Origin of the sequence: Hoeflea ulvae (assembly GCF_026619435.1) — a bacterium.
Classification (GTDB): domain Bacteria; phylum Pseudomonadota; class Alphaproteobacteria; order Rhizobiales; family Rhizobiaceae; genus Hoeflea; species Hoeflea ulvae.
Genome location: NZ_JAOVZQ010000001.1, coordinates 4646297 through 4660219, shown reverse-complemented (window position 1 = coordinate 4660219; position 13923 = coordinate 4646297). Strand labels below are relative to the sequence as shown.

Below are 13923 nucleotides of genomic sequence, written 5' to 3'. Positions count from 1 at the left end.
GCCAAATCCGATCCCCGAATTGACATAGCTTGGCCGGTTCGCGACGTCAGCTCAGATCAATGCGGTCCGGTCAGTGTCAGCCCGGCGACAGGCCCCGCAACCGTTCGGAGCGGCGGCGCAGCAGTTCCAGCGTGGTCAAGAGCAGCATCGAGACGATGACAAGAAGCGTGGCGACCGCGAGGATGGTCGGCGAGATCTGTTCGCGCAGGCCGGTGAACATCTGCCAGGGCAGGGTCTTCTGCCCGGCCGAGCCGACGAACAGCACCACCACGACTTCGTCGAAGGAGGTGATGAAGGCGAACAGGCCGCCCGAAATCACGCCCGGCAGGATCAGCGGCATTTGCACCTTGAAGAAGGTGGTCACCGGGTTGGCGCCCATATTGGCCGCAGCCCGGGTCAGCGACTTGTCGAAGCCGACCAGCGTCGCTGTCACGGTGATGATGACGAAGGGAATGCCAAGCGCGGCATGGGCAAGAACAACGCCGATATAGGTGCCCTGCAGGCCGATGCGGGAATAGAAGAAATACATCCCGGCTGCGGAAATGATCAGCGGCACGATCATCGGCGAAATCAGGATCGCCATGATCGCCCGCCGGAACGGCACATGCGGTTGCGACAGGCCGATGGCGGCGAGTGTGCCGAGCGAGACCGAAATGATGGTCGCCGCGGGTGCGATCTGCACCGAATTCTTCAGCGCCTGCTGCCAGTCGGGATTGGTGAAGAAGTCGCGGTAATGCTTGAGCGAATAGCCTTCGGGATCAAAGGACAGCATGGCCGGGGTGAAGGTGAAGAAGTTTTCGGCGTTGAAGCTCAACGGCATCACCGTCAGGATCGGGGCGATCAGGAAGAAGAAGATCACGCCGCAGATGAGCTTGTAGGTGTTGTGCCACAGCACCTGGCCGGGCGTTGCATAGATCTGTGTCCCGGAGCGGTAGCTGCCGGTGGAAAGCCAATAGCTCAGCCAGCCGAGCACGAAGCCGACGATCAGGCCGCCGACAATGCCGCCGGTTCCGGCCATCAGCAGGCCGGCAAGTGCGAACAGCACGGTTGTCGCGGCAATGCCGGTGCGCTTGGACGGCACGAAGGTGGCCAGCACCCAGCCAAGGGCCACGCTGCAGATGGCGCCGATGACGGTTCCTGTAAATGGCGACCCGTTGGCGGTGCCGACGAGGAAACCGAAGGCTGCCCCGGAAAGCGCCATGATCGGCAGAACGAAGCGGATGAGGTCGACTTCAGGCTTGGTTGATTTGCGCATTGGTCTATCCCAGGCTCACATTGTCGATGCCCACGATGCGGTCATAGACCCAGTAGAGCAACAGCACGACCGCCAGCAGGATCGTCCCCAATGCGGCCGCGAGGCCCCAGTTGAGCGAGGACGAGATGTGGTAGGCGATCCGGTTGGAAATGAAGGTGCCCGTCGTGCCGCCCACCAGTTCGGGGGTGATGTAGTAGCCGATGGACAGGATGAAGACGAGGATAGATCCGGCGCCGATGCCCGGCACCGATTGCGGGAAATAGACCCGCCAGAAGGCAGTCCAGTCCGTGGCGCCAAGCGATTTGGCGGCGCGCACATAGGTTTGCGGAATGGTCTTCATTACCGAATAGAGCGGTAGGATCATGAAGGGCAGCAGGATGTGGGTCATGGCGACAATGGTGCCGAACTGGTTGTTGATCATCACCAGCCTGTCGCCGTCGCTGACCAGGCCAAGCCAGACCAGAATGTCGTTGATCACGCCCTGTTGCTGCAGCAGCACCTTCCAGGCCGAGGTTCGCACCAGCAGTGACGTCCAGAACGGCAGCAGCACCAGGATCAAAAGCAGGTTCGAGGTCCTGAGCGGCAGGTTCGACAGCAGATAGGCGATCGGGTAGCCGAGCAGGATGCACGAGCCCATGATCACCATGCTCATGAACATGGTGCGCCCGAACAGCAGCAGGTAGACCTTCTGGTTTTCAGGCTGCTCCTCGATGCCGGACGGCGTCAGCTGCAGATCGACGGAGGCAAGAAAATAACCGGCGGTATAGGGCGAGGAAAAGGCCTCGATGGTGCCCCAGACCTGCGGATCGGCCCAGTCCTTGTCCATCTTGATGAACTCGTCGCGGAGCGAAACGGTCTCGAAGCCGTCGACAGCGCTGTCCGCTGCCTTGAGGAGATCGGCCTCGGCGCCGCCATAGGCATTGATGGCCGATGCCGGCTGCGTGGACAGGTCGCGATAAAGCGTGGTGTAGACGAAGTCCTCAGGCTTTTCCTCGGCCAGCACGTCACCCTTGTTGGTGACAATGCGTTGCCAGGACTTCCAGGCGGAGGCGGTCTCGGGCAAGGCCTCGGCGATGCCGGGCTGTTCCATCATCACCGTCCAGACGGCGGGGTCAGCCCATTTCGGGTCGATCGCCTCGAACTGCTCGGTGTAGATGTCGGTGTCCAGACGGCCAATGCCGCGGCCGGTCTTGCGCAGCAGCGAGGACATGCCCGTGGTCTCGTAGTTGAGACGCGAACCGAGCCTTGTGTGGGTCTTGAATTCTTCAGCCTCGGAGAGGTCGACATAGAGCGCCGCAAAGACATCGCTGTCGGGCGCCTCGGCATTGCCGTCGTCATAATCCCAGTTCTGCAGCGCTATGACAGTGCGCGGAAGGGTTTCCGAGACGATATCGTTTTCCACCGAACGGAACAGCATGTCGGCGATCGGGGCAATGAAGCTTATCAGCACGAACAGCAGCAGCGGCGCGATCAGCATCAGCGCCCGGAGCTTCTGCCGGCGAAGGGCAATCTGCAGGCTCTTCTTCAGCGGCATTCCGTCAGCTGACAGCATCGCACCGTCTGAAGGAGTGTGGGTGGCATCGGTCATAGGGGCCGTCCGTCCTGCTGTCGCGTCAAATCATGTCGGGTGGCTTGGGAGGGGCCGCAAACGGCCCCTCCCGCAATGTCAGTGATTACTGGGCAAGCCAGGCCTGGAACTTGGCATCCAGGTCGTCGCGGTAATCAGCCCACCATGTGTAGTTGTACAGGAAGGTGTTCTTTGCGTTGTTCGGATCGGTCGGCATATGCGGCGCCATGTCGATTCCGAGATCGGCATGCTGACCCACCAGCGGTGCGGACGACGAGCGAGCCGGACCATAGGAGATGTACTTGGCCTGGTCAGCAAGACGCTGCGTGTCGGTGGCGAACTTCACGAAGTCCTCGACACGGGCCTGGCGATCGGCAGGCAGACCGTCCGGGATGATCCAGCCGTCAAGGTCGAACACCTGGGCGTCCCAGAGCATGGCGACAGGCTGATCCTGTTCCTCGATCAGGCTGAAGAGACGGCCGTTATAGGTCGAACCCATGACGATTTCGCCATCAGCAAGCAGCTGCGGCGTATCGGCGCCAGCCGACCACCAGACAACCTGGTCCTTGATGGTGTCGAGCTTGGCCAGTGCACGGGTCTGGCCTTCTTCTGTTTCCAGCACGTCATAGACGTCGGCCTTGGCGACACCGTCGCAAAGCAGGGCCCATTCCATGTTGTTGATCGGGCGCTTCTCGAGCGAACGCTTGCCGGGATATTTCTCAAGGTCGAACACGTCGCAGATATTGGTGGGCGGTGTGTCGCCGACCAGGTCGGTGCGATAGCCGAAAGTGGTCGAATAGACGATCTGCGGAATGAAGCAGTCGCTGACCAGCAGGTCGCCGAAGTCTTCGGATGCCGGTGTGCCATCGGGGGCAGCCGCCAGCAGTTCGTCGGCGTCAAATTCCATCGCCAGGCCTTCATCGCACAGGCGGATGGCATCGGCCGCGACAACGTCAACCAGGTCCCAGGTGATGTTGCCAGCTTCGTTCATGGCGCGCAGCTTGGCGACCGCTTCAGCCGAGCTTTCGTCCCAGACGATCGTCACTTCCGGGTGCATCGCCTGATAGGGCTCGGCATAGGCCGCGATCTGGCTCTTCTGATAGGCGCCACCCCAGCTGACGAGGGTCAGGGTGTCGGACATTTTGGCATCTTGGGCGTGTACGCCGGTCGTTGCCAGTGCAGCTCCGCACAACAGGGTTGCTAGTTTGAATTTCATTCTTGTTCTCCTTGTTAGGATACCCGTTTGTAATTCCCCCCACGGCCCGGGCAGACATTGGGGGTATGGTCTGAAAGTCTCAGGCGTCGAGCGCGCGGCAGTCCTGCGGACGCCAGCCGATCTCGATGATTTCACCCGGCTTGAGCCGGCGCTGATCCGGCGCGTTGCGGGTCTTGACGATGAAATCTTCCTTGCCGGCAACACGGAGCCGGGTGCGGTAGATGTCACCCATATAGATGAATTCCAGCACTTCGGCCTTGAGCGTGTGGGCGTCGGGCAGAAGCCGCTCGCGGTTGAACTCGACCCGCTCGGGGCGGATGGAGACGAGCGTCCGGTCGCCGACATTGCTGACATTGACGGGGACGGTGTCGATGAGGTCGCCATTGTCGAGGCGGACCAGCGCGCTGTCCTGGTCGATCTTTTCGACCTTGCCCATCAGCGTGTTGTTTTCGCCGATGAACTGGGCGACGAAGCTGTTTTGCGGCTGTTCGTAAAGTTCGTCCGGCGGCGCCAGCTGCTGGATGCGGCCATCCTCGAAGACGGCGACGCGGTCAGACATGGTCAGCGCCTCGGTCTGGTCATGGGTGACATAGACCACGGTGATGCCGAGATTGTCGGAAATATGCTTGATCTCGAACTGCATGTGCTCACGCAACTGCTTGTCGAGCGCGCCGAGCGGTTCGTCCATCAGCACCAGTTCGGCTTCGAACACCAGGGCGCGGGCGAGCGCGATGCGCTGCTGCTGGCCGCCTGACAACTGCGCCGGCCGGCGGCCGCCGAAATCGCCCATCTGTACCATGTCGAGGGCGCGCTGGACCTTGGCCTCGCGCTCGGCCTTGCCCATCTTGCGCACTTCCAGCGGGAACGAGAGGTTCTCGGCCACCGTCATGTGCGGGAACAGGGCGTAATTCTGGAACACCATGCCAATGCCGCGCTTGTGCGGTGGAATGTTGTTGATTTCCTTGCCGCCCAGCCTGATCGCGCCGTTGGTGGCGGTCTCGAAGCCTGCGAGCATCATCAGGCAGGTGGTCTTGCCGGACCCCGATGGTCCAAGCATTGTGAGGAACTCGCCCCGGGCAATTGAAAGATTGAGATCCTTTACGACGAGATTTTCACCGTCATAGCTTTTCTGGACGCCGTCGAATACGACGAAGCCATCATCCGTGTTGGTTGATACCAAAACACGCTCCTACTTGCTACGGGCTGTTGCGCCCTTCCCCTTATAGACGGTCCGACAATTGGTTTGCCGGTTGCCATCCTGTCGATATGTCAACAAGTCTGATGTTTGCAGATACAGCTCCAGCTGTCCACCCGCACAACCGATATGAATCTGCAAGATTCAAATAAGCAGCAACGTCCAAGTCGTTCCGGCAAGGATAAAAAGAAAGGCCGAGAATAAAGTCTCTGTATAAAGACAATAACGCGGGACCTTGCTTGCGGGAAAAAATCCGGCCGGGCCGCATCGCGGCCGCGCGCGCACCATGCGACAGCGATCAGCGGGGCGAGGCCGTCATCCCGTCACAGCGCGGATACATCGTTTCGGTGGCCTGGAGACCTTGCGGCGCCCGTTGTGCAGGCAGGTCAGGAAGCCAGGTAGTTGGCAAGGACGGTCCGGGTCGGATTGGTCTGAAGCTGCTGCAAGGCCGTGGAGAAGGCCCGGACAAAGTCAGGCCTGTCGGCGAGCGCGCCGAAAATGTCCGGCATCGCCAGAAATGCGGCCGGATTGTCTTGTGCGGCCAATGCGCGTTCGCGCAACCGCGCGGCATTCGGATCGTCGAGCCTGATGGTTTCGCCATCGTCACGCGCGCCGGCGCAATAATGCGCCCAGAGCGCAACCTCGAGCGCCAGGCCCTTGACGGATTGGCCTGATGAAAGCCTTGCCTCGATGGTGGGCAGGATGAATTTCGGCTGACGGTTGGAGCCATCCAGGCACAGCCGCGGGATGGTGTCGCCCAGGGCCGAATTGGAAAAGCGTCTGGCCACCACCGCAATGTAGTCGGTGAGGCTGACCCCTTCGATGACCGGCACGGTCGGCAGGATTTCCTCGACGGTCACCTTGTTGAGAAATCCGGCGATCAGCGGATCGGCCATGGCGTCATGGACAAAGTGATGGCCGAGCAGGGCCGAGGAATAGGCGATCGCTGCGTGGCCGCCATTGAGGATCCGCAATTTCATCAGTTCGTAGGGAGCGACATCGGTGACGAACTCGACGCCGACCTTCTCCAGAGACGGCCTGCCTTGCGGGAAGGTGTCTTCCATCACCCATTGCCGGAATGGTTCGCAGACGACGGGCGCCGCATCCTCGATTCCGAACTGGCTGCGGACTAGGTCGATTTCACGCGGACCGGTGGCGGGCGTGATGCAGTCGACCATCGAGTTGGGGAAGGCGACATTGGCCTCGATCCAGTCCGCCAGTTCCGGATCGAGCATCCGGGCCAGCCCCAGGACCGTGGCGCGGGCGACATGGCCGTTTTCTGGAAGATTGTCGCAGGACATCACCGTGAACGGGGCGAGCCCCTGATCGCGCCGGGCCTTGAGGGCGGCGATGATGGCGCCGAAGACAGTCTGCGGCGGATGGCCCTTGCCGGTTTCCCGGATGATGGCCGGATGGGTCGGGTCGAAGCCGCCGGTCTCGGCGCTGAGGAAATATCCGCCTTCGGTCACCGTCAGCGACACGATCCGGATTTGCGGATCCTGCATGGCTTCGATCAAGGCACCGGGATCAATGGCGATGAAATCGATCATCGACCCGATGACACTGGCGCGAAAGCCTTCGGGGTTGAGTTCGACGATGGTGGTGAGCCAGTCCTGCGAGGCAAGCTTGTCGCGCATGGCCTGGTCGAAATGCATCATTCCGGCGCCGACGATGGCCCAGTCATGATCCTCGCCAAGCTCGAACAGGCGGTGGAAATAGCTGGCCTGATGGGCGCGGTGAAAATTGCCGACGCCGACATGGAGAACACCTGCGGTCAGGGTGCTGCGATCATAGCCGGGCGTGCTCACACCTTCGGGCAGATGCGCGAGCGAAGCGTTGCACAGGCGCTGTGCGGGCATGTCGTTGTGAGACTGTGGCGCTTTGGAGTCGGGCATCAGTTCATCCAGTTTCCGCCATCGACATTGTATGTCTGGGCGACGATGTAATCGGCATCCGCCGTTGCGAGAAAGACGGCCATGCCGGTGAGATCTTCGGCCGTTCCCATGCGGCCATAGGGCACGGCCTCTCCGACAAGCCGCTTCTTTTCGCCCGGTGCCAGGTTTTCATGGCCGGCAAACAGCGCGTCGACACCGTCCCAGTGTTCGCCGTCAACCACGCCGGGGGCGATCGCGTTGACGTTGATGCCGTGCCTGATCAGGTCAAGGCCTGCGGACTGGGTGAGGCTGATCACGGCGGCCTTGGTGGCGCAGTAGACACCGACAAGGGCCTCACCGCGGCGTCCGGCCTGGCTTGCCATGTTGATGATCTTGCCGCCGGTGCCGCGGGCGATCATCGATCTGGCCACGGCCTGAAGCGTAAACAGCGTGCCTGCGACATTGATCGCAAACAGCCTGTCGAAACTGTCCCGTGTGATCTCGACGATCGGCGCGAGATCGAACAAGGCCGCGTTGTTGATCAATATGTCGATCCCGCCGCAGCGGTCGCTGACGGTTGTGACGGCTGTGTCGATGGAGGCCTGGTCAGTGACATCGAGATGCACCGCGAAAGCCTGGCCGCCGATCCGGGCGGCGGTCTGTGTCGCCCGGTCGATATCGATGTCGGCGATGGCGACGATCGCCCCTTCGTCGGCGTAGCGCTGCGCAAAGGCCTCGCCGATGCCCCGCGCGGCGCCGGTGATCATCGCCGTCTTGCCCGCAAGGCGCTGCATCAGATCGCCATGCCCGCGGCGTCGAACCGGTAGATCTTGGACGGCTCGGGAGACAGGTAGACGGTGTCGCCGTGATGGATGTCGACTTCGCCATCGGCGCGGACGGTCATCGGTTCGAAACCGTCGACGGCAACCCGCAGGAAGGTGTCGGAGCCCAGATGCTCGGAGACGCCGACCTTGCCCTTCCACAGGCCCTCGGTCTTGGAGACGATGACATGTTCCGGCCGGACGCCGATGGTCTTTGCGCCATGGGCTTCGGCGTCCTTGCCCTCGATGAAGTTCATCTTGGGCGAGCCGATGAAGCTGGCGACAAACAGGTTGGCGGGGGCGCGGTAAAGCTCCAGCGGCGATCCGACCTGCTCGATATGGCCGGCTCTGAGCACCACGATCTTGTCGGCCATGGTCATGGCTTCGACCTGGTCATGGGTGACGTAGATCATCGTGGTCTTGAGGCTGTTGTGGAGTTCGCTGATCTCGAGCCGCATATTGACGCGCAGGGCGGCGTCGAGATTGGAGAGCGGTTCGTCAAACAGGAAGGCATCGGGCTCGCGCACGATCGCCCGACCGATCGCCACGCGCTGGCGCTGGCCGCCCGAGAGCTGGCCCGGCCGGCGATCGAGATAGTCGGTGAGATTGAGCACGGCCGCTGCGTCCGCCACCTTCTTGTCGGCGACGGCCTTGTCGAGGCCGGCCATCTTCAGCGGAAAGCCGATGTTCTTGCGCACCGACATGTGCGGGTAGAGCGCATAGGACTGGAACACCATGGCCAGGCCGCGTTTGGCCGGCGGGATGTGGGTGGCGTCGTGACCATTGATCTCGATGGCGCCGCCGGAGACGTCTTCGAGACCGGCGATCAGGCGCAGCAGCGTTGACTTGCCGCAACCGGACGGGCCGACAAACACCACGAATTCACCATCGTTGATTTCCAGATCGAGCGGCGGGATCACCTGTGTGGTGCCGAAGCTCTTGGTAACTTTCTTGAGTGCGATATGTCCCATGGTTGCTTTCCTATTTCACCGCGCCGAAGGTGAGGCCGCGGACGAGTTGTTTCTGGCTGAACCAACCGAGAATGAGGATGGGTGCGATCGCCATCGTCGAAGCCGCCGACAGCTTGGCGTAGAACAGGCCTTCCGGGCTCGAGTAGCTGGCGATGAAGGCGGTCAGTGGCGCTGCTTTCGCGGCCGTCAGATTGAGGGTCCAGAAGGCTTCGTTCCAGGCCAGGATGACATTGAGCAGCAGCGTCGAGGCAATGCCGGGCACGGCCATCGGGGTCAGGACATAGATGATCTCCGACCACAGTGCCGCTCCGTCCATGCGCGCCGCCTCAAGGATGTCGACCGGGATTTCCTTGAAATAGGTGTAGAGCATCCAGACGATGATCGGCAGGTTGATCAGCGTCAGCACGATGACCAGGCCGAGGCGGGAATCGAGCAGGCCGGTGTCGCGGAACATCAGGTAGATCGGGATCAGCACGCCGACGGGCGGCAGCATCTTGGTCGAGAGCATCCACATCAGGATGTCCTTGGTCCGCTTGCCCGGCACGAATGCCATCGACCAGGCCGCAGGGATCGCGATCAGCAGGCCCAGCAGGGTGGAGCCCAGCGAGATGATCACCGAATTGGAGAAGTGCAGGCCGTAGTTCGACCGTGAATTGACCTCGGTGTAGTTTTCCGTTGTCCAGTCAAAGAAGAACAGGGACGGCGGCGAGGCGATGGCCTCGGCTTCAGTCTTGAAGCTGGTCAGGACCGTCCACAATATGGGGAAGAAGATTGCAATACCGATCGTCCATGCGAGAAGCGTGACGATGAGTTTGCGTCGGTTTGATACAGCGCGCGCCATGGTCTCAAGCGTCCAGGTTCTTGCCGATCATCCGCATCAGGAAGATCGCGACAATGTTGGCGAGAATGACAGCAACGATGCCGCCGGCGGAACCGCCACCCACGTCGAACTGCAACAGCGATTGCACGTAGACGAGATAGGTGAGGTTGGTGGTCGCCGTGCCCGGGCCGCCATTGGTGGTGACCAGAATTTCGGCGAAGATCGAGAGCAGGAAAATCGTCTGGATCAGGATCACTACGGTGATCGCCCGGCCCAGATGCGGCAGCATGATGAAGGTGAAGCGGTTGATTGGTCCGGCGCCATCCATTTCGGCGGCTTCGAGCTGTTCCTGGTCCAGCGACTGCAAGGCCGTGAGCAGGATCAGAGTCGCAAATGGCAGCCATTGCCAGGAGACAATCAGAATGATGGAGGCCAGCGGCGCGTGACTGAGAAAGTCGAACGGTTCGAGCCCGACCGCCGTCGCCAGATATGCGAACAACCCGTTGACCGGATTCATGAACATGTTCTTCCACACCAGCGCGGAGACCGTGGGCATGACGAAGAACGGTGCGATCACCAGGATCCGGACAATGCCCTGGCCGAAAAACGGCTGATCCAGCAGCAGTCCCAGAAGGATGCCGCCGACAACAGTGATCAGCAGGACCCCCAGCACCAGAACGAAGGTGTTGCCCATCGCATCGAAGAAGGCCGGGTCAGTGAGAAAATAGCGGTAGTTGTCAAACCCGGCCCAGGCTTCCGTGCCAGGCGTCAGCAGATTGTAACGCAGGAACGAGAAGTAGATTGTCATGGACAGCGGGATGATCATCCAGCCGAGCAGCAAGATCACTGCAGGGGACATCATCAAGCGTGCTGCACTTCTTGAGTGGGCGGTCGCCATAGCTCGGTTCCTTGACGGGACGGGAATAGATCGGGAATGGAGGACGGGAGCCGGCCCGGGAAGGTTCCGGCTCCCGATGTGGACGGAGCCCTTACTTGGGGTATCCGGCCTTTTGCATTTCGCGCGTGGTCAGTGCCTGCGCGTTGGACAGGGCGTCATCGATCGATGTCGTCCCGGCAAGGGCTGCAGAGAACTGCTGGCCGACTGCCGTGGCAATGCCCTGGAACTCGGGAATGGCGACGAACTGGACGCCGACATACGGCACTTCGTCGACTGTCGGGTTCTGAGGATCGGCAGCATTGATGCTGTCGAGCGTCATCTTGGCGAAGGGAACCTTGGCATATTCAGGGTTCTCGTAGAGCGACGTGCGTGTGCCCGGAGGCACATTGGCCCAGCCTTCCTTCTCGGCGACCATGGCCAGATATTCTTTCGACGTTGCCCATTCGACGAATTTCTTCGCGGACTCAGCCTTCTGGGTGCCGGCAGGTATGCCGAGCGACCAGGCCCAGAGCCAGTTGCCGCGCTTGCCCAGACCATTGTCAGGCGCCAAGGCGAAGCCGACCTTGTCGGCAACCTGGGAGTCTGTCGGATTGGTCACAAAGGATGCCGCCACGGTGGCGTCGATCCACATGCCGCATTTGCCGGTCTGGAACAGCGAGAGGTTCTCGTTGAAACCGTTGTTGGCTGCGCCGGGAGGTCCTGATTCATTCATCATCTCGATGTAGAAAGTCAGGGCTTCCTTCCACTCAGGGCTGTCGAACTGGGCATTCCAGTCCATGTCGAACCACTTGGCGCCGAAGGAGTTGGCGGTGGCGGTCAGGAACGCCATGTTCTCTCCCCAGCCGGCCTTGCCGCGCAGGCAGATGCCGTAAACGCCAGCATCCTTGTCGGTCATGGCGGCGGCAGCTTCCCGGATGAAGGTCCAGGTCGGCGCGTCCGGCATTTCCATTCCGGCCTTTTCCATCAGGTCGGTGCGGTACATCACCATCGATGATTCACCGTAGAACGGCGCCGCATAAAGCTCGCCATCGACTGTCAGGCCGCCGCGGATGGCGGGCAGAAGATCGTCGATGTCATAGGTTTCAGGCAGATCATTGAGCGAAACCAGCCAACCCTGCTTGCCCCAGATCGGTACTTCGTAGGTGCCGATGGTCATGACATCGTACTGGCCGCCCTTGGTGGCGATATCGGTGGTGACCCGCTGACGGAGGATGTTTTCTTCCAGCGTCACCCATTCCAGCTCAATGTCCGGGTTCTTGGCGGTAAAATCATCGGACAGCTTCTGCATCCGGATCATGTCGCCATTGTTGACCATGGCGATCGTCAGCTTCTCAGCAAGCGCAGCCGTGCTGAGCATCGACAGCGCCGACGCGCACAAAAGCGCGTTTGCAAATCTCTTCATAAATTCCTCCCAGAGCCCGACATGGGCAATTGCCAATTAGACGGGCAAATATTCACTCAACTACAAATTGGAGTCAAGGCAGAATCTATGCTGCACCTGCACAATATCCGGCGGCATTTCAAAATAGTTATTGGGTATCAGTGGTTTATGTGAAGCGCATTTTATTCAATGCGTGAGCAGTTGCTCAGCTGTGGCTTCATCCGTGATCAGCCCGTTGATCAGCTTTCCGCGCATTGCCGCAAGAATTGCTTCGGACTTGATTGTGCCCACGGCAATGGCGATGACCGGTTTCAAGGGCGAGACCTGCAGGACGGCGCTTGCCACCCGGTCATTGGTCAGGCCGTCGATCAGCTTGCCTTCGGTGTCAAACACCCAGGACGTGATCTCACCGATACCGCCGGCCTTGAGCATGGCGCGCATTTCCTCCCGGCTGACAAAACCGTCGACAAGCAGCGGCGCGTTGTCGCCGATATTGCCGATTCCGACAAAGGTGATGTCGGCCTGGCGGGCCAGTTCGAGGATATTGTGCACGGCCTCCTGCTTCTGCAGCAGCTGCTTTTCCTCCATGGAGCGGGCAAACACCGGCAGCGGCATCGGGTAATGCCGGGCGTTGACCCGGTCGGCCATGCGGATCACCACATTGTAAGGCGTGGCGGCGCCGTCCGACATCATGTTGCCCAGCAGCGAGACAATCCGGTGTTGCGGGCAATCCATCTTGGGCAATTGTTCGACACAGGCCCGCAGCGCGCGGCCGGTGCCCAGAGCAATGATTTTCGGGTGATCCGATTTCAGGATGCGTTCGATTTCGCTGGCGGCCAGCTGCGCAACACCGGTCAGTGCCGCTGGCGCATCCGGGTCGGTGGGCGCCACATCGCAGGTGAGGAGGCCGAATTTGGTCTTCAGGCCATGGGCGAGCTCCATGCATTTGGCGATGGGGTGGTCCAGCCGGACCTTGACCAGCTTTTCGCTGACGGCAAGGGAGACCAGCCGCTGGGCAGACTGCCGCGAGACGCCGAGCTTGCGGGCGATCTCGTCCTGGGTGTTGCCGGCCACATAATAGAGCCAGCCGGCGCGGGCAGCGTCGTCAAGACGGCTGGTTTCGTGATCGCCGGCAATGCTCATGTGGTCATCCATCCATTCGTCTGTCGATCGGCCTGGGGCACCATTTCCAAGAAACGATCCCATTTGTCAAAGCACCGTATCGTTCCGCCCAGAGTCAGCGTGTCGTCGTCAATTCCCCGAAGGTGGCTGCCGCCGGTAAAGCGCAGCACCTCCATGCCGGCGTTCCGGGCTGCCTGTATGCCGGGCAGCGAATCTTCGATCACCAGGCAATTGGCGGGATTTGCGTCCATCTTCGCGGCCGCATGCAGGAACAGGTCAGGCGCAGGCTTGCCGCGCTCCACTTCCGAGGCGGTAAAGACCCGCGCCTCGAAAAAGCCGGCCAGCCCGGTGAGTTCGAGCGAGCGCAGCGCCCGCTTCGGGGTGCTGCTGGTGGCGACGCAGGTCTTGGGCCCCAACTGCCCGAGAAGCGTCTTGATGCCCGGGGTCGGGTCGAGTTCCTGCTCAAAGCGGGACAGCAGTTCGGTACGGTATCTCTCCTCGAAATCCGTCCCCGGCAGATAGCCATGGGAGTGGCGGATTTCGGCAGCGACCTTGGCCCAGCTGCGCCCGAGAAAATGGGTTTGCACATGGGCGGTATCGACCTTGACGCCGACGCTGGCCAGCGCGCCGATCAGCACGCGGGCGCTGATCACCTCACTGTCAATGAGGACACCATCGCAGTCAAAGATGATCAATTCGGGAGCCGGTGAAATCAGCTTCAAGCCTCAATTATTATCCAAGCCAGATCCGATAGCACAGGCAGCCCTCCAAGGGCAGTCCGAACTGCAGGACCACATCACGAG

The 13923-nt window shown here is 61.0% G+C and carries 12 protein-coding genes; all 12 read right to left on the bottom strand.

The features are described from left to right. Window positions 1-76: 76 nt before the first annotated feature. On the bottom strand, window positions 77-820 hold the full coding sequence (locus tag OEG82_RS22130) for an ABC transporter permease (RefSeq protein ID WP_425497663.1): 744 nt from the start codon (window positions 818-820) through the stop codon (window positions 77-79). A gap of 439 nt (window positions 821-1259) precedes the next feature. Then, window positions 1260-2843 (bottom strand): ABC transporter permease, encoded by a 1584-nt coding sequence (locus OEG82_RS22125; protein WP_267614508.1) that lies wholly within the window; start codon window positions 2841-2843, stop codon window positions 1260-1262. An 85-nt stretch (window positions 2844-2928) separates the two neighbouring features. Continuing rightward, a complete protein-coding gene (locus tag OEG82_RS22120) occupies window positions 2929-4038 on the bottom strand; it encodes an extracellular solute-binding protein (protein ID WP_425497614.1) in 1110 nt (369 codons plus the stop codon). Between the two features lie 79 nt (window positions 4039-4117). Then, window positions 4118-5218, bottom strand: coding sequence for an ABC transporter ATP-binding protein (locus tag OEG82_RS22115; RefSeq protein WP_267614506.1), 1101 nt, complete (start codon window positions 5216-5218; stop codon window positions 4118-4120). Window positions 5219-5619: 401 nt separating this feature from the next. Then, window positions 5620-7128 carry a mannitol dehydrogenase family protein gene (locus OEG82_RS22110; RefSeq protein WP_267614505.1) on the bottom strand — a complete coding sequence of 503 codons (1509 nt, stop codon included), beginning with the start codon at window positions 7126-7128 and terminating at the stop codon, window positions 5620-5622. Beyond that, window positions 7128-7901, bottom strand: a complete 774-nt coding sequence (locus OEG82_RS22105; protein WP_267614504.1) for an L-iditol 2-dehydrogenase — start codon at window positions 7899-7901, stop codon at window positions 7128-7130. The genes OEG82_RS22110 and OEG82_RS22105 overlap by 1 nt, the downstream gene beginning before the upstream one ends. Further along, a complete protein-coding gene (locus tag OEG82_RS22100; protein WP_267614502.1) occupies window positions 7901-8899 on the bottom strand; it encodes an ABC transporter ATP-binding protein in 999 nt (332 codons plus the stop codon). The genes OEG82_RS22105 and OEG82_RS22100 overlap by 1 nt, the downstream gene beginning before the upstream one ends. A gap of 10 nt (window positions 8900-8909) precedes the next feature. Further along, window positions 8910-9740: a carbohydrate ABC transporter permease gene (locus tag OEG82_RS22095; protein ID WP_267614501.1), complete on the bottom strand. Its 831-nt coding sequence runs from the start codon at window positions 9738-9740 to the stop codon at window positions 8910-8912. A gap of 4 nt (window positions 9741-9744) precedes the next feature. Beyond that, entirely contained in the window at window positions 9745-10617 is an 873-nt protein-coding gene (locus OEG82_RS22090; protein ID WP_267614500.1) for a carbohydrate ABC transporter permease, read from the bottom strand. Between the two features lie 91 nt (window positions 10618-10708). Beyond that, on the bottom strand, window positions 10709-12019 hold the full coding sequence (locus OEG82_RS22085) for an ABC transporter substrate-binding protein (RefSeq protein ID WP_425497613.1): 1311 nt from the start codon (window positions 12017-12019) through the stop codon (window positions 10709-10711). 165 nt (window positions 12020-12184) lie between these two features. Continuing rightward, a complete protein-coding gene (locus OEG82_RS22080) occupies window positions 12185-13141 on the bottom strand; it encodes a sugar-binding transcriptional regulator (protein WP_267614499.1) in 957 nt (318 codons plus the stop codon). Further along, the gene (locus OEG82_RS22075; protein ID WP_267614498.1) at window positions 13138-13842 is read right to left on the bottom strand and encodes an HAD family hydrolase; all 705 of its coding nucleotides are present in this window, start codon (window positions 13840-13842) and stop codon (window positions 13138-13140) included. Before OEG82_RS22075 ends, OEG82_RS22080 begins: the two co-directional genes overlap by 4 nt. Between the last annotated feature and the right edge of the window lie 81 nt (window positions 13843-13923).